Source organism: Billgrantia desiderata, assembly GCF_900108215.1.
Classification (GTDB): Bacteria; Pseudomonadota; Gammaproteobacteria; order Pseudomonadales; family Halomonadaceae; genus Halomonas; species Halomonas desiderata.
Genome location: NZ_FNVC01000017.1, coordinates 63,892 through 84,930 on the forward strand (window position 1 = coordinate 63,892; position 21,039 = coordinate 84,930).

The following is a 21,039-nucleotide window of genomic DNA, read 5'->3' on the forward strand; positions in this document are numbered from 1 at the left end:
TTCCCTCTCTTTTGGGTGGCAGCCTGGAGCCCAGCGTGGCACGCGTGGCTGCGTATGAAGCGCGAGACGCAGAAAGCCGCCCGAAGGCGGCTTTCCAGTGCATTGCGGCGCAGGCCGCGTCCTGCCGACTTACTTGGCAGGATAGTCGCGCTGCGGGTGGCCGGTGTAGAGCTGACGCGGGCGGCCGATCTTGTAGTCGTTGGACAGCATCTCGTGCCAGTGGGAGATCCAGCCGATGGTGCGTGACACGGCGAAGATCACCGTGAACATGTTGGTCGGGATGCCCATGGCCTTGAGGATGATGCCGGAGTAGAAGTCGACGTTGGGGTAGAGCTTGCGCTCGACGAAGTACTCGTCCTCGAGGGCGATCTGCTCCAGGCGCTTGGCGATCTTGAGCTGCGGGTCGTCGATGCCGAGTTCGGCCAGCACCTCGTCGCAGGTCTCCTTCATGACCTTGGCGCGCGGATCGAAGTTGCGGTACACGCGGTGACCGAAGCCCATCAGCTTGAACGGGTCGTCCTTGTCCTTGGCCTTGTCGATGAAGCGCTGGATGTTCTCTTCGGAGTCGTCGCCGATCTCGTCGAGCATCTTCAGCACCGCCTCGTTGGCACCGCCGTGAGCCGGGCCCCACAGGGCGGCGATGCCGGCGCTGATACAGGCGAACGGGTTGGCGCCGGTGGAGCCGGCCAGGCGCACCGTGGAGGTGGAGGCGTTCTGCTCGTGGTCGGCATGCAGCATGAAGATGCGGTCCATGGCCTTGGCGTAGACCGGGTTGACCTTGTACTCCTCGCACGGGTTGCTGAACATCATGTAGAGGAAGTTCTCTGCATAGCTCAGATCGTTGCGCGGGTAGTTGAACGGCTGGCCGACGTTGTACTTGTAGGACATCGCCGCAATGGTCGGCATCTTGGCAATCAGGCGGATCGCGCTGATGATGCGGTCTTCCTCGACGGTGATGTCCAGGTGGTCGTGGTAGAAGGCGGCCAGACCGCCGACCACGCCGCACAGGATCGACATCGGGTGGGCGTCGCGGCGGAAGCCCTTGAAGAAATTGTTGATCTGGTCGTGGACCATGGTGTGGTTGCGCACCCGCGACTCGAAGTCGGCGTACTGCTCGTCGGTCGGCAGTTCGCCGAACAGCAGGGCGTAGCACACCTCGACGAAGTTGGACTCCTTGGCCAGCTGATCGATCGGGTAACCGCGATGCAGAAGCACGCCCTTGGCGCCATCGATGTAGGTGATGGCCGACTGGCACGAGGAGGTTGCCATGAAGCCGGGGTCGTAGGTGAACAGGCCTTCGGCGCCCAGACCGCGAACATCGACCACGTCAGGGCCCAGGGTTCCTGAGTAGACGGGCAGCTCGATCGCTTTTTCCAGGCCGTCTACCGTCAGTGTCGCTTTCCTGTCAGCCATTCTGGCCTCCTCTCGAAGTCGATATGGAACGTTAACTCATTATTTCGCAAACCCTGTTGGAGTCCTGGCCCGCGAAAAAGGTCAGCCCACTATAGAAGCGTTCCCGGGATTGTCAATTAGGCCAAAGTGACCGCATAGTTGTGCATGAATATTTTTTTGCGATAGCTTTTGTATAGAAAATGGTGCTTTGCATCACGAGAGTGCCCATGGGCTGCCGGTTACGGCTCGATCAGCCTGTCTCTGCTTGCCACCCCTGGCGTGACGAGCTTGAACCATGGTCGAGTTAGCGCGGTGGGTATTTGTCACTAGGGTTTCATGTCCCTATAATCCACACCGCGCGACTGGCAGGTACTCGTTGTCATGCCCGTCCCGGCAGCGGCGAGCCCCCTACCTCAAACCACCGCCCGCTCGAGCCTGGTCCCATCGGTTGAAGAGCGAGCCAAGAGAGTGTGTATAGAGCCGTGAATAGCAAACGACCCGTCAACCTAGACCTCACCACGATACAGTTCCCACTTCCCGCCTTGACGTCGATCGCCCACCGCATCACCGGCGTAATCCTGTTCGTTGGCCTCATCTTCGCGTTCTGGGCCCTCGACAAGTCGCTGTCGTCTCCGGAAGGCTTCCTCGCCGTGCGTGATACCCTGGCCAACAACATCCTGGCCAAGCTGATCGCCTGGGGGCTGCTGTCGGCCCTGGCCTTTCACTTCGTTGCCGGCATCAAGCACATGCTGATGGATGCCGGATATGGCGTGACCCTCGAGGGGGGCGTGAAGAAGGCACAGGCCACCGTGGTCATCAGTGCCGTCCTGATCATTCTGGCGGGAGTCTGGGTATGGTAACCAACATCACCAATCTGGGTCGCAGCGGCCTGTCCGACTGGCTGATCCAGCGGGTCTCGGCCGTCATTCTGGCGCTCTACACGGTTTTCATCGTCGCGTATCTGCTGTTCAACCCCGGGCTCGATTACGTTACCTGGAGCAACCTGTTTGCCCAGACCTGGATGCGGATCTTCTCCCTGCTGGCCTTCATCTCGCTCGCCGCGCACGCCTGGGTGGGGCTGTGGACCGTGACCACCGATTACCTCAAGTCCACGCCCGTTCGCCTCGGTGCCCAGGTCGTCATCATCCTGGCCGTGTTCGTGTTCCTGGTCTGGGGCATTACCGTTCTGTGGGGAGCCTGATTCATGTCTAACATGCGTACCTTGTCCTTCGACGCCATCATCATCGGCGGTGGCGGCTCCGGCTTGCGCGCCGCGCTCGAGCTGGCCAAGTCCGGCAAGAAGACCGCCGTGCTATCCAAGGTCTTCCCGACCCGTTCGCACACCGTGTCCGCCCAGGGCGGCATCACCTGCGCCATCGCCTCGGCCGACCCCAACGACGACTGGCGCTGGCACATGTACGACACCGTCAAGGGCGGCGACTACATCACCGACCAGGACGCCGCCGAGTACATGTGCTCCGAGGGGCCCAAGGCGGTCTTCGAGCTCGAGCACATGGGCCTGCCGTTCTCGCGTTTCGACAACGGCCGCATCTATCAGCGTCCGTTCGGCGGCCAGTCCAAGAACTTCGGTGAAGGCGGCCAGGCGGCACGTACCTGCGCCGCGGCCGACCGTACCGGCCACGCGCTGCTGCACACCCTCTACCAGAACAACCTGAAGAACAACACCACCTTCCTCAACGAGTGGTTCGCGGTCGATCTGGTCAAGAACGCCAACGGCGACGTGGTGGGCTGCATCGCCATGTGCATCGAGACCGGCGAAGTGGTGCACGTCAAGTCCAAGGCCACCGTCATGGCCACCGGTGGTGCCGGTCGCATCTATGCGTCCACCACCAACGCCCTGATCAATACCGGCGACGGCATCGGCATGGCGCTGCGCGCCGGCTTCCCGATGCAGGACATGGAGATGTGGCAGTTCCACCCCACCGGTATCTACGGTGCCGGCGTGCTGGTCACCGAGGGCTGTCGCGGTGAGGGCGGCTATCTGGTCAACAAGGACGGCGAGCGCTTCATGGAGCGCTATGCTCCCAACGCCAAGGACCTGGCCGGCCGCGACGTGGTGGCACGCTCCATGGTCATGGAGATCCTCGAGGGCCGCGGCTGCGGCGAGAAGGGCGATCACGTCTACCTCAAGCTCGACCACCTGGGTGAAGAGGTGCTCAACAAGCGCCTGCCCGGCATCAGCGAGCTGTCCAAGATCTTCGCTCACGCCGATCCGGTCAAGGCGCCGATCCCGGTGGTGCCGACCTGCCACTACATGATGGGCGGTATACCGACCAACGTGCACGGCCAGGCGATCATGCAGGACGCCGACGGCAACGACCGCATCGTCAACGGTCTGTTCGCCTGTGGCGAAGCGGCCTGCGTGTCGGTGCACGGCGCCAACCGCCTGGGCGGCAACTCGCTGCTCGACCTGGTGGTGTTCGGCCGTGCGGCCGGCATGTTCATCGAGAGCGCGCTCAACGAGGGTATCGACTACCTCGACGCCTCCGAGTCCGACGTCGAGGCGGCCATGAAGCGCATGACCCGCTGGAACGAGTCCACCGGCGGCGAGTCCGTGGCAGCGCTCAAGACCGAGCTGCAAAGCATCATGCAGAACTCCTTCGGCGTGTTCCGTCAGGAAGATCACATGCAGGAAGGGGTCAAGAAACTGGCCGATCTGCGCGGCCGTATCGGCGAGGCGCACCTGGTCGACAAGTCCGGTGCCTTCAACACCGCTCGCGTCGAGGCACTCGAGCTCGACAATCTGATGGAAGTGGCCGAGGCTACCGCCATCGCGGCCCTGGAGCGCAAGGAGAGCCGTGGCGCCCACTCGCGCTACGACTATCCGGACCGCGACGACGCCAACTGGCTGAAGCACTCCATGTACTTCCCGGCCGAGAAGCGGGTCGGCAAGCGTGACGTCAACTTCAAGCCGAAGACCGTCGACACCTTCGAGCCGAAAGTCCGTACATATTAAGGGGAGTCACGAGATGCTTCAGGTATCCATTTACCGCTACAACCCGGAAACCGACTCCGCGCCCTACATGCAGGAGTACCAGCTCGACACCCAGGGCCGCGACCTGATGGTGCTCAACGTGCTGGAGATGCTCAAGGCCGAGGACACCACCCTGGCTTTCCGCCGTAGCTGCCGCGAGGGCGTGTGCGGCTCCGACGGCATGAACATGAACGGCAAGAACGGTCTGGCCTGCATCACCTCGCTGTCCGACGTGGTCAAGGACAACAAGCTGGTGCTGCGCCCGCTGCCGGGTCTGCCGGTGGTGCGCGACCTGGTGGTCGACATGGGGCTGTTCTACAAGCAGTACGAGCGCATCCAGCCGTACCTGCAGAACGACACCCCGGCGCCGGCCATCGAGCGCCTGCAGTCGCCCGAGGATCGCGACAAGCTCGACGGCCTCTACGAGTGCATCCTGTGCGCCTGCTGCTCGACCTCCTGTCCGTCGTTCTGGTGGAACCCGGACAAGTTCGTCGGTCCGGCCGGTCTGCTGCAGTCGTACCGTTTCCTGGCCGATTCGCGCGATACCGCGACCCGTGAACGCCTGTCGGAACTCGAAGATCCGTTCAGCGTGTTCCGCTGCCGCGGCATCATGAACTGTGTCGCGGTATGTCCCAAGGGGCTCAATCCGACGCGGGCCATCGGCAAGATCCGTGACATGCTGCTGGCGAATGCCACTTAAATCGTGGCGCGTAGCTTGCTATCATAGCGGCCGCAGTTCGGCCGCGACCTTGTGTCGCGGTCGGTTCGCACAGTAGCGACAGAGCCGGTGCCACAGGTACCGGCTCTTGAGCATGAATTTCAAGGTTTCCGGCCTCGCGGCTGGATCCGCCGGAAGAGAAGACGCCCCACCGGCAGGGCACCAGCCAAGCCGCCGCGGCTGGCCCGTGACGGCGCCGACAACACCCCATCAGTGTAGGGTGACCGAGAGATGCAACAAGGCATAATGGAGTTGATGTGGAACAGCTCCCACGTGAGCGGCAGCAACGTTCACTATGTGGAAGCGCTCTACGAGCAATACCTCGCCGACCCAGGTTCCGTGCCCGACGAGTGGCGAACCTACTTCGATCAGCTGCCGAGCGTCGATGGCAGCGCCACCCATGACGTCCCTCTCAGTCCGGTACGCGACCAGTTCCAGCAGCTGGCCCGCGCCCGCCGGACCACGGCGGTCGCTGCCGACAGCGGCGAGAACAAGAAGCAGGTCAAGGTGTTGCAGCTGATCAACGCCTATCGCTTCCGGGGACACCAGAAAGCCGATATCGACCCGCTCAAGCTGCGTAGCCAGGCGCCGGTTCCCGACCTCGACCTCTCCTTCCACCAGCTTTCTACGGCCGATCTGGACACCGAGTTCCAGACCGGCTCTTTCTTTCTGGGGATGGACAAGGCACCGCTGCGTGAGATCGTCGAGGCGCTGGAGCAGACCTACTGTCGCTCCATCGGCTGCGAGATCATGCATATCGTCGACACCGAGGAGAAACGCTGGCTGCAGCAGCGCTTCGAGTCGGTGCGCTCGGCGCCCAAGTACAGCGACGACGTGCGCAAGCACCTGCTGGAGCGGCTGACCGCAGCAGAGGGCCTGGAGAACTATCTGGCCTCCAAGTATCCCGGCACCAAGCGCTTCGGCCTCGAGGGCGGCGAGTCGTTCATCCCCATGATGGACGAACTGATCCAGCGGGCCGGCGGCTACGGGGTCAAGGAAGTCGTCATCGGCATGGCTCACCGCGGTCGTCTCAACCTGTTGGTCAACATCCTCGGCAAGAACCCTTCCGAGCTGATCGATGAGTTCGACGGCAAGAAGCTGATCGAGCGTGGCTCGGGTGACGTCAAGTACCACCAGGGCTTCAGCTCCAACGTGATGACGCCGGGCGGCGAGGTGCATCTGGCGCTGGCCTTCAACCCCTCGCACCTGGAGATCGTCTCTCCGGTGGTGGAGGGCTCGGTGCGCGCCCGTCAGGACCGCCGCGACGACTACGAAGGCACCAAGGTCCTGCCGATCAACGTGCATGGCGACGCCGCCTTCGCCGGCCAGGGTGTGGTGATGGAGACGTTCCAGATGTCCCAGACCCGTGCCTACAAGACCGGCGGTACGGTCCACATCGTCATCAACAACCAGGTCGGCTTCACCACCTCGCACCCGCAGGACACTCGCTCCACCGAGTACTGCACCGACATCGCCAAGATGGTTCAGGCGCCGATCTTCCACGTCAACGGCGACGACCCGGATGCGGTGCTGCATGCCACCCAGGTGGCGCTCGACTACCGTCAACAGTTCCGCAAGGACGTGGTCATCGATCTGGTCTGTTACCGCCGTCGCGGCCACAACGAGGCCGACGAGCCCTCCGGCACCCAGCCGCTGATGTACCAGAAGATCAAGGATCATCCCTCCTCGCGCACGCTTTATGCCCAGCGCCTGGTGGAACAGGGCGTGCTCAGCGAGGAAGACGCCCAGGCGATGACCGAGACCTATCGTGAGGACCTGATGGCGGGCAACCACGTGGCCAACGCCCTGGTCCAGGAGCCCAATACCACCCTGTTCGTCGACTGGAAGCCCTATCTCGGTCACGAGTGGAGCGGCTACGCCGACACCAGCGTCGAGATGAAGCGTCTGCAGCGTCTGGCCGCGCGCATGTGCGAGATTCCCGACGGTGTCGAAGTGCAGCGCCAGGTGGCCAAGATCTACGAGGACCGCCGCAAGATGCAGGCCGGTGGTCTGGCGCTGAACTGGGGCTTCGCCGAAACCCTGGCCTACGCCACCCTGCTCGACGAGGGGCATCCGGTGCGTATCACCGGTCAGGACGTGGGTCGCGGCACCTTCTCCCACCGCCATGCGGTAGTGCACAACCAGAAGGACGGCAGTACCTACGTGCCGCTGCAGCATCTGGCCGACGGCCAGCCGCGTTTCACCATCCACGACTCCTTCCTCTCCGAGGAGGCGGTGCTGGCGTTCGAGTACGGCTATGCCACGACGGCACCCAACGACCTGGTGATCTGGGAAGCGCAGTTCGGCGACTTCTTCAACGGTGCACAGGTGGTGGTGGACCAGTTCATCTCCTCCGGTGAGACCAAGTGGGGACGGCTGTGCGGCCTGACCATGCTGCTGCCTCACGGCTACGAGGGGCAGGGGCCGGAACACTCTTCGGCGCGCCTCGAGCGCTTCCTGCAGCTGTGCGCCGAGCACAACATGCAGGTGTGCGTGCCCACCACGCCGGCGCAGATCTTCCACCTGCTGCGTCGTCAGGTGATCCGTCCGCTGCGCAAGCCGCTGGTGGTGATGTCGCCCAAGAGCCTGCTGCGCCACAAGGAGGCGATCTCCAGCCTCGACGACCTGGCCAACGGCCACTTCCATATGGTGCTGCCGGACCAGGGCAACCTCGAGGCCCAGCAGGTGACGCGCGTCATCATGTGTGCCGGCAAGGTCTACTACGACCTGGCGGCCTGGCGCGAAGAGAACGGCCGCGACGACACCGCCATCGTGCGTATCGAGCAGCTCTACCCCTTCCCCAAGGAGGAGCTGTTCGAGGCGCTGAAGGCCTACGTCAACCTCGACACCGTAGTGTGGTGTCAGGAAGAGCCGCTCAATCAGGGCGCCTGGTATCCCAGCCAGCACCACATGCGGACGGTGGCCGACATGCTCAAGAACGGCCTGGGCGGCGAGCTCAAGTTCGCCGGGCGTCCGGCATCGGCAGCACCCGCGGCGGGCTACATGTCCGTGCATACCGAACAGCAGCGCCAGTTGGTGGAAGACGCCTTCAACGTCTGAGCAAATCCACCGGGACGTAGAGAACATATAAGGGAAACGACATGGCTACCGATATCAAAGCGCCCACCTTTCCGGAGTCCGTTGCCGAAGGCAGTGTGGCTGCCTGGCACAAGAAGCCGGGGGATAGCGTCGAGCGCGATGAGCTGATCGTCGAGATCGAAACCGACAAGGTGGTGCTCGAAGTGGTGGCACCGGAAGCCGGCACCCTCTCCGAGGTGCTGGTGGAAGAGGGCGACACCGTGCAGTCCGAGCAGGTGCTGGGCAAGATCGGTGCAGGCAGCACCAAGGGCGCTGAGAAGAAGAGCGAGAAGGCCGACGTCAAGGCCGAACCGAAGAGCGAGGCCAAGGCTGCGCCGGCCGCCGGCGGCAAGTCTCATGAGGTGAAGGCGCCGACCTTCCCCGAGTCGATCCAGGAAGGCACCGTGGCCACCTGGCACAAGAAGGTGGGCGAGGCGGTCAAGCGCGACGATGTGCTGGCCGACATCGAGACCGACAAGGTGGTGCTCGAGGTGGTGGCTCCGGCCGATGGTGCCCTGGCTGAGATCAAGGTGGAAGAGGGCAGTCAGGTCGCCTCCGAGGCGGTGCTGGCCATCTTCACCGAGGGCGCGGGCGGTGCCGATACGACAGCAGACACCACCCCGGCCGCTTCCGCCGATGACGGCTCGGGCGACGAGCGGATCGGCGACAAGATCCTGGCTCCGGCGGCACGCAAGATGGTTGCCGAGCACGACCTCGACGTGAGCAAGATCGAGGGCACCGGCAAGGGCGGCCGCATCCTCAAGGAAGACGTGCAGCGCGCCGTTCAGGCCGGCACGGCCAAGAAGAGCGCCGCGCCTGCCGCCGCGCCGAAGCAGGCCGCCACGGCTGCGCCTGCCTTCGAGGGCGAGCGTCCCGAGAAGCGCGTGCCGATGAGCCGTCTGCGTCAGACCATCGCCAAGCGTCTGGTCCAGGCCCAGCAGACCGCTGCCATGCTCACCACCTACAACGAGGTGGACATGGGCGCGGTGATGGATCTGCGTGCGCAGTACAAGGACACCTTCCAGAAGGCACACGACGTCAAGCTCGGCTTCATGGGCTTCTTCGTCAAGGCGGCTTCCGAGGCGCTCAAGCGCTTCCCGGACGTCAACGCCTCCATCGACGGCACCGACATCGTCTACCACGGCTACCAGGACATCGGCGTGGCGGTCTCCACCGACCGCGGTCTGGTGGTGCCGGTGCTGCGCGACACCGACAGCATGAAGATCGCCGACGTCGAGAAGGGTATCGTCGACTTCGGCAAGCGGGCGCGTGACGGCAAGCTCGGCATCGAGGAGATGCAGGGCGGCACCTTCACCATCACCAACGGCGGCATCTTCGGCTCGCTGATGTCGACCCCGATCCTCAACCCGCCGCAGACCGCCATCCTGGGCATGCACAAGATCCAGGAGCGTCCCATGGCCGTCAACGGCAAGGTCGAGATCCGCCCGATGATGTACCTGGCCCTGTCATACGACCACCGTATGATCGACGGCAAGGATGCGGTGCAGTTCCTGGTGACCATCAAGGAGCTGCTCGAGGATCCGGCGCGCCTGCTGCTGGATGTCTGACGGCGCCGAATCAACGGACTCAAACGCGAACCGATCAACAGGAAGAACCACATGGCCGACAAATTTGATGTGATCGTCATCGGTGCGGGCCCCGGGGGCTACGTGGCCGCCATCCGTGCCGCCCAACTGGGGCTGAAGACCGCCTGCGTCGAGAAATGGGTCAACAAGGAAGGCAAGACCGTCCACGGCGGCACCTGCCTCAACGTGGGTTGCATTCCCTCCAAGGCGCTGCTCGAGACATCCCACAAGTTCGTCGAAGCGCGCGATCACTTCGCCGAGATCGGCATCGACCTGGAGCCGCCCAAGGCCAACGTGGCCAAGATGCTGGAGTTCAAGAACTCCGTCATCGCCAAGAATGTGGGCGGCATCAGCGCCCTGTTCAAGGCCAACGGCGTCACCGCCATCGACGGCACCGGCAAGGTCGTTGCCGCCAAGCAGGTCGAAGTCACCGACCATGACGGCGGCAAGACCACCTACGAAGCCGACAACATCGTCATCGCCGCAGGTTCGGTGCCGGTGGAGATCCCGCCGACGCCGCTGCACGAGGACATCGTCGTCACTTCCACCGGTGCGCTGGAGTTCACCGAGGTTCCCAAGCGCCTGGGCGTGATCGGCGCCGGCGTCATCGGCCTCGAGCTGGGTAGCGTGTGGAGCCGCCTGGGCGCCGAGGTGACCGTACTCGAAGCCATGGATACCTTCCTGCCGATGGTCGATACCGCCATCGCCAAGGAGACCCAGAAGCTGCTCAAGAAGCAGGGCCTGGACATCAAGCTCGGCGCACGCGTTACCGGCTCCGAGGTGAAGGGCAACGAGGTCACGGTCAAGTACAGCGACGGCAACGGTGAGCAGGAGCAGACCTTCGACAAGCTGATCGTCTGCGTCGGTCGCCGCCCCTACACCAAGGGCGTGGTCGACGAGAACGTTGGCGTAGGCCTCGATGAGCGCGGTTTCATTCACGTCGACGACCAGTGCCGCACCAGCGTGCCCGGCATCTACGCCATCGGCGACTGCGTGCGCGGCCCGATGCTGGCCCACAAGGCCTCGGAAGAGGGCGTGATGGTGGCCGACATCATCGCCGGCCACAAGGCGGAGATGAACTACGACGCCATTCCCAGCGTGATCTACACCTCGCCGGAAGTGGCCTGGGTCGGCATGAACGAGCAGGAAGCCAAGGCCAAGGGCATCAAGGTCAAGACCGGGTCCTTCCCGTTCTCGGCCAACGGCCGGGCGCTGGCCAACAACGCGCCGGAAGGCATGGCCAAGGTCATTGCCGATGCCGAGACCGACCGTATCCTGGGCATGCACATCGTCAGCCAGCATGCCGGTGAGCTGATTGCCCAAGGGGTGATTGCCATGGAGTTCGGCTCCAGCGCCGAGGATCTGGCGTTGACCTGCTACGCTCACCCGAGCACCTCCGAGGCGATTCACGAGGCGGCGCTGGCAGTGGACGGCCATGCCATCCACATGGCCAACCGCAAGAAGCGCTAGGCGGTCGGAACGGGCAGTACGCAGTAGACGTAACAACGAGCGCCATCCATAGGGATGGCGCGTCGCGCCCGGCCATGTATCGGGCGCGGACGGGGGTAACCCGGCACCGACCGTCGCAGGCGGTGTTTCGCGGTTGCCGTTCGAGTCACATGCAACCAATGGCATGAATCGATGAACCTTCACGAGTATCAAGGCAAGCAGCTGTTTGCCGATTATGGTCTGCCGGTATCCAAGGGCTTCGCAGTCGATACCCCCGAGGAAGCGGCGGAAGCCTGCAGAAAGATCGGTGGTGACATGTGGGTGGTCAAGGCCCAGGTCCACGCCGGTGGCCGCGGCAAGGCCGGCGGTGTCAAGCTGATCAAGAGCCCGGAAGAGGCCAAGGCCTTCGCCGAGCACTGGCTGGGCAAGAACCTGGTGACCTACCAGACCGACGCCAACGGTCAGCCGGTCGCCAAGATCCTGGTCGAGAACTGCACCGACATCGCCAACGAGCTCTACCTGGGCGCTGTGGTCGATCGCACCACTCGTCGCGTGGTGTTCATGGCTTCCACCGAAGGTGGCGTCGAGATCGAGAAGGTCGCCGAGGAAACCCCCGAGAAGATTCTCAAGGCCGAGATCGATCCGCTGGTCGGTGCGCAGCCGTACCAGGCTCGCGAGCTGGCTTTCGCCCTGGGCCTGAAGGGCGACCAGGTCAAGCAGTTCACCAAGATCTTCCTGGGCCTGTCGCGTCTGTTCCACGAGAAGGATCTGGCACTGCTCGAGATCAACCCGCTGGTGATCACCGAGGAAGGCAACCTGCACTGCCTCGACGCCAAGATCAACCTGGACAGCAACTCCCTGTACCGGCATCCGGACCTGCAGGCGATGCGCGATCCCTCTCAGGAAGACGAGCGTGAGGCCGAGGCGGCTGCCTGGGAACTCAACTACGTGGCCCTGGAAGGCAACATCGGCTGTATGGTCAATGGCGCCGGTCTGGCCATGGGCACCATGGACATCATCAAGCTCCATGGCGGTCAGCCTGCCAACTTCCTCGACGTGGGCGGCGGTGCGACCAAGGAGCGCGTGGCGGAGGCCTTCAAGCTGATCCTCTCCGACGACTCCGTCAAGGCCGTACTGGTCAACATCTTCGGCGGCATCGTGCGCTGCGACATGATTGCCGAGGGCATTATCGGTGCCGTCGAGCAGGTCGGCGTCAACGTACCGGTGGTGGTGCGTCTCGAAGGTAACAACGCCGAGCTGGGTGCCGAGAAGCTGGCCTCCAGCGGTCTGAACATCATCGCTGCCACGAGCCTGACCGATGCGGCTCAGCAGGTTGTCAAGGCAGCGGAGGGCAAGTAATGAGCATCCTGATCGACAAGAACACCAAGGTCATCTGCCAGGGCTTCACCGGCGGGCAGGGGACCTTCCACTCCGAGCAGGCGATTGCCTACGGTACCAAGATGGTCGGCGGCGTCACCCCGGGCAAGGGCGGCCAGGAGCACCTGGGCCTGCCGGTGTTCAACACCGTCAAGGAAGCGGTCGAGAAGACCGGCGCCGAGGCCAGCGTGATCTACGTACCGGCCGCCTTCTGCAAGGACTCGATCCTCGAAGCCGCCAATGCCGGCATCAAGCTGATCGTGTGCATCACCGAAGGCATCCCGACCCTCGACATGCTCGACGTCAAGGTCAAGTGCGATGAGCTGGGCGTGCGCCTGATCGGTCCGAACTGCCCGGGTGTGATCACCCCGGGCGAGTGCAAGATCGGCATCATGCCGGGCCATATCCACAAGCCGGGCAAGGTCGGCATCGTGTCGCGTTCCGGCACCCTGACCTACGAAGCGGTCAAGCAGACCACCGACCACGGCTTCGGCCAGTCCACCTGCGTGGGCATCGGCGGCGACCCGATCCCGGGCTCCAACTTCATCGACATCCTGGCGATGTTCGAGAAGGACCCGAAGACCGAGGCCATCGTCATGATCGGCGAGATCGGCGGTACCGCCGAGGAAGAAGCCGCTGCCTACATCAAGGCCAACGTGACCAAGCCGGTGGTGTCCTACATCGCCGGTGTCACCGCGCCCCCGGGCAAGCGCATGGGCCACGCCGGTGCGATCATCTCCGGTGGCAAGGGTACCGCTGACGAGAAGTTCGCCGCGCTGGAAGATGCCGGCGTGCGTACCGTCCGCTCCCTGGCCCAGATCGGCGACGCGCTGAAGGACGTCACCGGCTGGTAAGCCTGGCTTCATCAGCGGTTGGCCACACGGGGCGCCTCATCGAGGCGCCCCTTTTTTCTTTCATCGTCCGCTAGCCGTCAGGCCAGTGCCTCGTCGAAGCGTGGGGCATCCATACCCAGCAGCTGAAGCTCGAGATCGTCGGCTTCCATGGCCTGCGGCAGTTGCTTGTCGTCGCCCTGGGCCCGGTAGGCGAAGCGCCAGGTCTCGCCCGGCGCCAGCTCACGCGAGTCGCCGACCCGATAGGTCTCGCCCTCACGGCTGAAGTCGCCGTTCCATAGCGTGTCCAGCTCGTCGTCCAGCTCGAAACGGAGATCGGGCAGCGCCAGCGTCTCCTGGGTTACGTTCTCGACGAAGATTTCGGCGCTATGGCCGTCACCCCATTCCTCGAGCGTATTGCCGGTCACGACCAGCTCGGCCGAATCGTCGATCAACGGCGGCAGCAGGCCATCGTCACTCGCCAGCACTTCCCGTTCGTCGGGAACGGGCATCGGCTCGGCGTCGAACAGGCTGCGTGAGGCCACGTGCAGCGTGGTGCCGTCACCGAACACGGCATACTGCATGTCGCTGAGGGTATCGTCGGTGCCCTTGTCGTCGCGGATGCGTACCGTGTCGTCGGCGAAGTCGATGCGGTAAGCGTCGAAGTCGCTCGTATAGCGGGCGGTGTTGGTACCGCCGCCGCCGATCAGGACGTCTGCGCCGTCGTTCCAGTCGTCGCCGGGGCCGCTTTGCAGGATGTCGTTGCCGGCGCCGCCGATCAAGGTATCGTCCCCCAGGCCGCCGTTGAGGTAGACCCCATCGTCGCTGCCACGAATCACGTCGTCGCGGCGGGAACCGACGACATAGTCGAAACGGACCTGGTTGGCGTCCGGGTCGGTGGGGGCGCCGAATGCCTCTCCCTCCTCGTTGACCCAAAGGGTCGGTGACAGGCCGTCGCTTTCCGGGTCGCGCAGCGAGCGTTCGACCCGCACCTGATTGCCGTGGTCGCGTCCACCGTGGAAGTTGACGTCGCGATCGGTACGGGCGATCTCGATGTCGTTGTCGACGGAGGAGCGCCAGGAGGCGAACACCAGGCCATGCCGCATGCCGCTGTCCTCCAGGCCGGTGAAGGAGCCGTCGTAGCTTTCGCGCAGCTCGAAAGCATAGCCGTTGCCACCGCTGCCTTTGTTGAGAGCGCCTTCGGCGGAGATGTCGGCAGCGTCGGCATCCATCGAGCGCGAGACATGAAAGGCGGTGGATGGGCCATTCTTGACCTCGATATCGTGGAGCTGCGAACCGGTGGTGCCATCGAGATATACACCTTTGAAGCCCGTCAGCTCGCTCTCGGTATTCTGGAAGCTTGCAGCGTCGGGAGTGCCGATATCGAAATCGATGCCGAAGCCCGACAGGGCAACGTCATCGACGCTGGCCACTCTTTCCACCTGGGTCTTGCCCGCTTCGAAATCGAAATGTACCCCACGGTCCAGGCTGACTCGTCCCTCTTCCACTGCCGTGACCTTGGCCATGCTGGTGCGCAGCTCCGCATGCTCCTGCTTGCGCCACGCGCTGTCGCCTATTTCATCGAGAAAGGCGCTGTCATTGTCCTGCCACAGGCGCAGGGTATCGCCCACTTCCAGCTCGGCGTCGATGGCGATACTCGTCTCACCCTGCCGTGCGGCGGCATCGAGGGTGCCAAGATCAAGGCTGTCGGCGGTGCCGTCCAGCTTGATGGCATGGCCCTGATCCAGGGCGCTGCGGGTGAAGGTCAGGCGGGTGGCGTCGGAGCCGGCTCCGGTGAGGGTGAGGTCGGCACGGTCGATGGTCAGAGGGCCGTCGAGCCTGTAATCACCCGCCGAGAGTTCGATGGTGGCACCGCTCGGCGCGTCATCGATCAGGGTCTGCAGGGCCGCAGCCGTCGTGGAAGGGCCAGCCGTTAACACGGACATGTCGTCTCTCCTCGTGAACGTTGTATCGAGACTCGGCTTCGAGGCTCGGTTTGCGAGGCTTGCGATGTGACGGGCGGCGAGATGCTAAACGCTGAGCGGCGAGAAAAACAGGCGGTCGCCACGTCGAACGGGTGGAAATCGGACCGCCTTGCCGGCTTTGTAACGCTTAATTTCGCCTAGGAAAATTCATCGAGGCACGATGGTTGAGGCGGATGGCTTTGTTGAACGAAGAGAGGCGCTGACAGGGGCGGGCAACATAACAAGACCCGTCGTTACGAAAACCATCATTCCGTAGTCATCGCTTCGCTGCGGCTCTGTTAGGCTGCCCCGCTTCAAGCCTTCATACCGCCGCTCGCGTGCCACGAGTGCGAGCAGGAGTATCTCTGCGGGAGGGATGCAAGCCATGGCCTCCGAGACCGTCGACGATCTTGCGAGAGCGCTGCGCCAGTGCCGGCCGACTCTGCTGTGGGTGCTCGGCTTCAGCCTTTTCGTCAATGCCCTGATGCTGGTGCCGGCGCTCTACATGCTGCAGGTATACGACCGGGTCATTACCACCGGCAGCCGCGAGACGCTGCTGCTGCTTACCCTGGTCGTTCTATTCCTGATGGCGGTCATGGGCTTTCTCGATGTGGTGCGGTCACGCCTGCTGGTGCGTATTGGCAACCGTCTCGATGCTCGGCTGGGGGAACGCTTGCATCGAGCCGTATTCGACCGGCAACTTGCCGGTGAGGGACGTACCTCGGTGCAACCGCTGGACGACCTGCGCACGCTGCGCCAGTTCGTTTCCGGCAATGCGCTCTTCGCCTTCTTCGATGCCCCCTGGGTCCCGCTCTATCTGGCCCTGCTGTTCCTCTTCGACCCCTGGCTCGGCGCTTTCGCCAGCCTGGCAGGGCTGGTGCTGCTCGGCCTGACACTGACCAATGAAAAACTGACCCGGGGGCTCATGCGGGACGCGGGAGAACGCTATCGCGAGGCGCGCGAGCAGGTCGCGGACAGCCTGAACGGTGCCGAAGTCGCCCGCTCGCTGGGCATGTTGCCGACGCTGCGGCAGCGCTGGCTGGCCAGACATCGAGCCGCCCTCGTCTTGCAGTCTCGCGCGAGCGACCGGGCCAGCGGTCTGACCCAGCTCGCCAGGACCCTGCGCCTGACCTTTCAGTCGCTGATTCTCGGCCTGGGGGCGCTGCTGGTACTCGAAGGGCGTATCACGCCGGGTGTCATGATTGCAGCTTCTATCGTTCTGGCCCGCGCCCTGGCGCCCATCGACGGTATGATCGGCGGCTGGCGGGGGTTGGTGAGCGCCCGCGACGCCTATCGGCGGTTGGCGACGCTGCTTGGGGAGATGCCCGCCGAACGGCAGCGCCTGGCGCTGCCCGCCCCCCGAGGGGAGGTGGCGGTCGAGTCGGCCACGTTGCTGGCGCCGGGGTCTGACCGGGCCGTGCTCGAAGACATCGCCTTTCGCGTCGAGCCCGGCGAACACGTCGGCATCGTCGGGCCGAGCGCTGCCGGCAAGAGCAGCCTGGCCCGTCTGCTGGCCGGCGCCCAGGCGCCGGAGCGGGGGACGATACGCCTCGATGGAGCCAGCTTCGAGCAGTGGGATCGCGCCGCCTTGGGCCCCTTCCTGGGCTACCTGCCCCAGGAGATCGAGCTTTTCGACGGCACGGTCAGCGACAACATCGCCCGCTTCGGCGAGCCGTGCCCTGAGCAGGTGGTCGAGGCAGCGCGCAAGGCTGGCGTGCACGACATGATCCTGCGTCTGCCGGCGGGCTATGAGACCCGGCTCGGTCGTTCCGGCCTCATGCTGTCGCGTGGGCAGCGTCAACGGGTGGCCCTGGCCCGGGCGCTGTATGGCGACCCGGTGCTGGTGGTGCTCGACGAGCCCAATGCCAATCTCGACGATGCCGGTGAGCGGGCGCTGATGGCGACGCTGGAACGCCTCAAGGGGGATGGCGCCACCCTGTTCGTGATCACCCATCGGCGCAGCGTACTGGCAAGCGTCGATACGCTGCTGGTGCTCGACGAGGGCCGCCTGCGTCTGCGTGGAGCCCGAGATGAAGTGCTGGCCCGGCTGGAAGCCGCCGCGAGCAGGCGCGAAGCCTCGGCACGACCGTCGAGTCGACCCTCGCCGCCCCGGCGAACGGCGCGCGAGGCGGGGACATGATCTATCCGCAGGAACCGGCGCCATCTGCCGCGACCACGTCGGCACCGCCCGTCGATCCTCGCCCCTGGCAGCGCATCGGCCTGCTGGTGCTGCTGATTGCCTTCGGCGGCTTCGGCGGCTGGGCGGTGGCAGCCAATCTGGCGGTGGGGGTCGTGGCGTCGGGCAAGGTGGCGGCGGCTTCGTCCACGCGCTCGGTGCAGCACTACGAAGGCGGCATCGTCAGCGAGATCCGGGTGGCCGATGGCGATCGCGTCGAGGCGGGCGAGGTCCTGGTGGTGCTCGACGACACCCGGGCGCGTTCGCAGCTTCAGCTGGCACGTAACCAGTACCTGCTCAACCGAGCCAGTGAAGTGCGGCTGTCGGCCGAGCTGGCCGGGAGCGAGACGCTGACATTTCCTGCCGAGCTGCACGACAGCCAGTCGCGCCGTGTGCGCGAAGCGCTGGCGGTGCAGCAGGGGCTGTTCTTCGCCCGTCGGCAGACCCTCGACGGCACCCTGGCTACCCTCGAACAGCAGGCCCATCAGTATCGTGAGCAGCGCGAGGGCCTGGAAGCGCTGATCGAGGTCAGCCGGCAGCGTATCGCCTCGCTGGACGAAGAGGCGGACGACCTGCGCAGCCTGTTCGAGCGTGGCCACGGCGACCGACAGCGTCTGCGCGAGCTGGAGCGTGACCTCCTCGAGCTGGAAGGGGAGACGGCTCAGCAGGAGTCGAATGCCGCGAGCATCGATGCGCAGATCAGCGAGAACCGTCTGCAGCGGCAGATACTGCGTCAGGAGTTCCAGCAGGAGACCGGCGAGCGGCTGCGGGACGTGCAGGCGCAGATCGCCGAGGCCGAGGAGCGCATCACCGCACTCGCGGACGAGGTGCGGCGTACCGCCGTGCGAGCGCCGGTGGCGGGCAGCGTCGTCGACCTGCGCCTGCACAGCAGCGGTGCGGTGATCGATCCGGGCGATGCGGTACTGGACATCGTGCCGGCAGACGAAGGGTTCGTGGTCGAGGCGCGCATTCCGGTCCACGAGATCGACAGCCTGCATCCCGGGCAGACGGCGCGCATCCGCTTCACTGCCTTCGACCAGCGCGCGAGCCATGCCGTCGAAGGTGAGCTCGTTCATCTCTCCGCCGATAGCCTGGTGGACGAGACCACGGGCAGCGAATACTACCTGGCACGCATCGCCGTTGACGATACGCGGCTGCCCGAGGAGATGCGGCTGGTGGCGGGCATGCCGGCCGAGGTGATGATCCATACCGGCGAGCGCAGCTTTGCCAGCTACCTGCTCGAGCCGTTCAGCGACGTCCTGGCCCGGGCCATGCGCGGCTAGCCGTCCGGCTGCGTTGACGTGAGGTGGCGCGCTATCGGCTACGCTGATGGCGAACCAGTCTGGAGAACGACGATGGACAAGGTACCCGCCGCCTATCAGGCGACCCGAGGATCCGTCCTCGACGTCGACACAACGTTCTATTCGCGGCTGACCGATCCGTCGGCGCGGGAGCGCGTCGACTCGCTGGTGGTGCCGATTCGCGAGGGGCGGGCGTGGCAGGTGCCCGCAGGGCACGTGATGCGCCTCACGACCCTGGAGGGGCCGCAGGTCGGCGACCTCAACCTGTGGAACCGGCACAACCCGAGGGAACGCTTCTGGGCCTCGCGCACCCGCCAGCTGCAACGTGCCCACGTTTCCACTTTCGATCGGCTATGGTCGACGCTGCCCTATCTGCGCCCCATGGCCACGATCATCGACGATAGCCTGGCGGGCTATGGCGTGGACGAGCAGGGCGGACGTATACACGACCTGCTGGGAACCCGCTGCGACCCCTACGTCAATCGCCTGCTCACCGGCGAGGACTTCGATCATCACTGCCACTCCAACCTGGTGCGCGCCGTGCTGCCGCATGGCCTCACCGAGTTCGACGTGCACGACGTGCTCAACGTGTTCCAGTGCACCGGCCTCAACGAGGACGACCAGTATTTCATGAAAGCCTGTCCGGCACGGGAGGGCGACTACCTCGAGCTATTCGCCGAGATCGACCTGCTGTGCGCGCTCTCCTGTTGTCCGGGGGGCGATCTCTCGGTGGAGCTGTGGGGGCCGGATGCCGGCGATCCGCTGTTGACCTGTCACCCCATCGGGGTCGAGGTGTTCTCTCTCGCGCCTGAACTGCTGGCCGGTTGGCAGCCACCGGTGCCCTCGCCATACGCCGGCGGGCATGGCCTCACGGGGCCCAGCGTCGACTGGACGGCAGAGAAGCGGAGGCGTGCTGAACGCTGAGGGCGCTGTGCAGAAAGCTGAAGGCTCTTTTCGCAGCGCGCTGAGGGCTCTTTTTTGCAGTAAAGCTGCAGGCTCAGTCGGCGACGCAGCTGCGATCTCGCCCGCTACGCTTGGCCTGGAGCAGGGCCTGGTCGGCGCGTAGCAGCGTATGATTGAGCAGATCCTCGCCGTCGCGGTATTCGCTCAGCCCGGCGCTGGCGGTAATCGAGAGCCGGCTGTCACCCACCTGGACCGACTGCTCGGCCAGGCGCTGGCGCAAGCGATCGACGATGGTACTGGCCTCGGAGAGACCGGTGTCGGCCAGCAGCAGCAGGAACTCCTCGCCGCCCCAGCGTGCGCACAGGTCATAGTCGCGCAGCTCCTGACGGATGGTCTGGGCGATGGATACCAGCACCTGGTCGCCGGCTTCGTGCCCGTGCCGATCGTTGATGTGCTTGAAGTGATCGATATCGAGCATCACCAGGGTGTAACGCTTGCGCTCGTCCAGTTTGGGCAGCCGTTCGTCGATCAAGCGCCGATTGGGTAGCCCGGTGAGGGGATCGTGGGTCGAGGCCTCACGCAGGGCGCTGTTGCGTTCGTGCATCAATTGCTGGTAGCCATCGGAAATACGCGACAGCTTCTCCTGCCGGCGCAGCGATTTCTGATAACGATGCTGAGCCTTGCGTTCGTCCTCACGCACGTAGCGCTGGTAGCCATCGGCGATCGTCACCAGTCGTTCCAGCCGCTGCTTCTCGGCGCGGTGAAAAGCATGCAGGCGCGCCAGGGCCGGGCGCAGCGGGTTGTCGGCATGCGCAGGATCGTCCAGCAGGGCGTCGACCTGCGCCATCAGCTCGGTTTCCTCGCGTGTCATTCCAGGGCCTGCGCAGGGGCAATGGTAAACGCGAAGGTGCAGTCCTCGCGGAACTCCTCGGCGAGTTCGGCAATGCGCTCATTCCGCGGGTCATAGCGCCAGGTGACGCGCACGTCGCGTCCGTTGCCATGCGCTTCCTCGAGTAGATCGAAGATATCCATCATGGCCTTGACCGAGCTGGTGTTGAGATAGACCAGCGCAAGCTCCAGCGTCAGTGGGCGTGACTCGTCGTGGAGGAAGCGCTTGACCCAGTCGATCACCTGATCGAACAGTTCGAAGGAGTTCTCCGGATAGGAGTCGCCTTGCATGGAGAGTAGGCCAGCCTGCCAGTCGCTGATGATGGTGGGTGTGGACTGGGTGCCGGGAATATTGAGGTCGTTGGTCATTACAAACACTCGG

General features: G+C 64.5%; 16 protein-coding genes. 12 read left to right on the plus strand and 4 right to left on the minus strand.

Annotated features, from left to right (window positions below):
* Positions 1-129: 129 nt before the first annotated feature.
* Entirely contained in the window at positions 130-1,413 is a 1,284-nt protein-coding gene (gene gltA, locus C4S71_RS15130) for a citrate synthase (RefSeq protein WP_086510765.1), read from the minus strand.
* A gap of 461 nt (positions 1,414-1,874) precedes the next feature.
* On the opposite strand from gltA, the gene sdhC reads away from it, so the two are divergent.
* From sdhC to sucD, 9 genes are all read left to right on the plus strand, one after another.
* The gene (gene sdhC / locus C4S71_RS15135) at positions 1,875-2,252 is read left to right on the plus strand and encodes a succinate dehydrogenase, cytochrome b556 subunit (RefSeq protein ID WP_026038040.1); all 378 of its coding nucleotides are present in this window, start codon (positions 1,875-1,877) and stop codon (positions 2,250-2,252) included.
* The gene (gene sdhD, locus C4S71_RS15140) at positions 2,246-2,593 is read left to right on the plus strand and encodes a succinate dehydrogenase, hydrophobic membrane anchor protein (protein WP_010627752.1); all 348 of its coding nucleotides are present in this window, start codon (positions 2,246-2,248) and stop codon (positions 2,591-2,593) included. Before sdhC ends, sdhD begins: the two co-directional genes overlap by 7 nt.
* Before the next feature lie 3 nt (positions 2,594-2,596).
* The gene (gene sdhA / locus C4S71_RS15145) at positions 2,597-4,369 is read left to right on the plus strand and encodes a succinate dehydrogenase flavoprotein subunit (RefSeq protein ID WP_086510766.1); all 1,773 of its coding nucleotides are present in this window, start codon (positions 2,597-2,599) and stop codon (positions 4,367-4,369) included.
* A gap of 13 nt (positions 4,370-4,382) precedes the next feature.
* Positions 4,383-5,087 (plus strand): succinate dehydrogenase iron-sulfur subunit, encoded by a 705-nt coding sequence (locus tag C4S71_RS15150; protein ID WP_010627754.1) that lies wholly within the window; start codon positions 4,383-4,385, stop codon positions 5,085-5,087.
* Between the two features lie 249 nt (positions 5,088-5,336).
* Positions 5,337-8,165, plus strand: a complete 2,829-nt coding sequence (locus C4S71_RS15155; RefSeq protein WP_103969684.1) for a 2-oxoglutarate dehydrogenase E1 component — start codon at positions 5,337-5,339, stop codon at positions 8,163-8,165.
* 41 nt (positions 8,166-8,206) lie between these two features.
* A complete protein-coding gene (gene odhB, locus C4S71_RS15160) occupies positions 8,207-9,751 on the plus strand; it encodes a 2-oxoglutarate dehydrogenase complex dihydrolipoyllysine-residue succinyltransferase (RefSeq protein WP_103969685.1) in 1,545 nt (514 codons plus the stop codon).
* 51 nt (positions 9,752-9,802) lie between these two features.
* Entirely contained in the window at positions 9,803-11,239 is a 1,437-nt protein-coding gene (gene lpdA / locus C4S71_RS15165; protein ID WP_086510769.1) for a dihydrolipoyl dehydrogenase, read from the plus strand.
* 171 nt (positions 11,240-11,410) lie between these two features.
* Positions 11,411-12,577: an ADP-forming succinate--CoA ligase subunit beta gene (sucC, locus tag C4S71_RS15170; RefSeq protein ID WP_010627758.1), complete on the plus strand. Its 1,167-nt coding sequence runs from the start codon at positions 11,411-11,413 to the stop codon at positions 12,575-12,577.
* A complete protein-coding gene (gene sucD / locus C4S71_RS15175) occupies positions 12,577-13,449 on the plus strand; it encodes a succinate--CoA ligase subunit alpha (RefSeq protein ID WP_086510770.1) in 873 nt (290 codons plus the stop codon). Before sucC ends, sucD begins: the two co-directional genes overlap by 1 nt.
* A gap of 77 nt (positions 13,450-13,526) precedes the next feature.
* Here sucD and C4S71_RS15180 read toward each other — a convergent pair whose 3' ends face one another.
* The gene (locus C4S71_RS15180) at positions 13,527-15,371 is read right to left on the minus strand and encodes a calcium-binding protein (protein ID WP_103969686.1); all 1,845 of its coding nucleotides are present in this window, start codon (positions 15,369-15,371) and stop codon (positions 13,527-13,529) included.
* Positions 15,372-15,774: 403 nt separating this feature from the next.
* Between C4S71_RS15180 and C4S71_RS15185 the strand changes: the two genes are divergently transcribed.
* The 3 genes from C4S71_RS15185 to C4S71_RS15195 all read left to right on the plus strand — a co-directional run bounded on the left by C4S71_RS15185 (position 15,775) and on the right by C4S71_RS15195 (position 19,790).
* Positions 15,775-17,529 (plus strand): type I secretion system permease/ATPase, encoded by a 1,755-nt coding sequence (locus C4S71_RS15185; RefSeq protein WP_103969703.1) that lies wholly within the window; start codon positions 15,775-15,777, stop codon positions 17,527-17,529.
* Positions 17,526-18,848 (plus strand): HlyD family type I secretion periplasmic adaptor subunit, encoded by a 1,323-nt coding sequence (locus C4S71_RS15190; protein WP_103969687.1) that lies wholly within the window; start codon positions 17,526-17,528, stop codon positions 18,846-18,848. The genes C4S71_RS15185 and C4S71_RS15190 overlap by 4 nt, the downstream gene beginning before the upstream one ends.
* A gap of 72 nt (positions 18,849-18,920) precedes the next feature.
* Positions 18,921-19,790, plus strand: coding sequence for an urea carboxylase-associated family protein (locus C4S71_RS15195; protein ID WP_086510773.1), 870 nt, complete (start codon positions 18,921-18,923; stop codon positions 19,788-19,790).
* A gap of 73 nt (positions 19,791-19,863) precedes the next feature.
* Here the strand turns inward: C4S71_RS15195 and siaD are convergent, their stop codons facing one another.
* Together siaD and siaC are read right to left on the minus strand one after the other, a co-directional pair.
* Positions 19,864-20,640: a biofilm regulation diguanylate cyclase SiaD gene (gene siaD, locus C4S71_RS15200; RefSeq protein ID WP_086510774.1), complete on the minus strand. Its 777-nt coding sequence runs from the start codon at positions 20,638-20,640 to the stop codon at positions 19,864-19,866.
* Positions 20,637-21,026, minus strand: a complete 390-nt coding sequence (gene siaC, locus C4S71_RS15205; RefSeq protein ID WP_103969688.1) for a biofilm regulation phosphoprotein SiaC — start codon at positions 21,024-21,026, stop codon at positions 20,637-20,639. Before siaC ends, siaD begins: the two co-directional genes overlap by 4 nt.
* Positions 21,027-21,039: the final 13 nt, after the last annotated feature.

Coding starts and splice junctions, on each gene's coding strand:
- gltA (WP_086510765.1), bottom strand. CDS start 1,413: ATGGCTGACAGGAAAGCGACACTGACGGTAGACGGCCTGGAAAAAGCG.
- sdhD (WP_010627752.1), top strand. CDS start 2,246: ATGGTAACCAACATCACCAATCTGGGTCGCAGCGGCCTGTCCGACTGG.
- sdhA (WP_086510766.1), top strand. CDS start 2,597: ATGTCTAACATGCGTACCTTGTCCTTCGACGCCATCATCATCGGCGGT.
- C4S71_RS15150 (WP_010627754.1), top strand. CDS start 4,383: ATGCTTCAGGTATCCATTTACCGCTACAACCCGGAAACCGACTCCGCG.
- C4S71_RS15155 (WP_103969684.1), top strand. CDS start 5,337: ATGCAACAAGGCATAATGGAGTTGATGTGGAACAGCTCCCACGTGAGC.
- odhB (WP_103969685.1), top strand. CDS start 8,207: ATGGCTACCGATATCAAAGCGCCCACCTTTCCGGAGTCCGTTGCCGAA.
- lpdA (WP_086510769.1), top strand. CDS start 9,803: ATGGCCGACAAATTTGATGTGATCGTCATCGGTGCGGGCCCCGGGGGC.
- sucC (WP_010627758.1), top strand. CDS start 11,411: ATGAACCTTCACGAGTATCAAGGCAAGCAGCTGTTTGCCGATTATGGT.
- sucD (WP_086510770.1), top strand. CDS start 12,577: ATGAGCATCCTGATCGACAAGAACACCAAGGTCATCTGCCAGGGCTTC.
- C4S71_RS15180 (WP_103969686.1), bottom strand. CDS start 15,371: ATGTCCGTGTTAACGGCTGGCCCTTCCACGACGGCTGCGGCCCTGCAG.
- C4S71_RS15185 (WP_103969703.1), top strand. CDS start 15,775: ATGGCCTCCGAGACCGTCGACGATCTTGCGAGAGCGCTGCGCCAGTGC.
- C4S71_RS15190 (WP_103969687.1), top strand. CDS start 17,526: ATGATCTATCCGCAGGAACCGGCGCCATCTGCCGCGACCACGTCGGCA.
- C4S71_RS15195 (WP_086510773.1), top strand. CDS start 18,921: ATGGACAAGGTACCCGCCGCCTATCAGGCGACCCGAGGATCCGTCCTC.
- siaD (WP_086510774.1), bottom strand. CDS start 20,640: ATGACACGCGAGGAAACCGAGCTGATGGCGCAGGTCGACGCCCTGCTG.
- siaC (WP_103969688.1), bottom strand. CDS start 21,026: ATGACCAACGACCTCAATATTCCCGGCACCCAGTCCACACCCACCATC.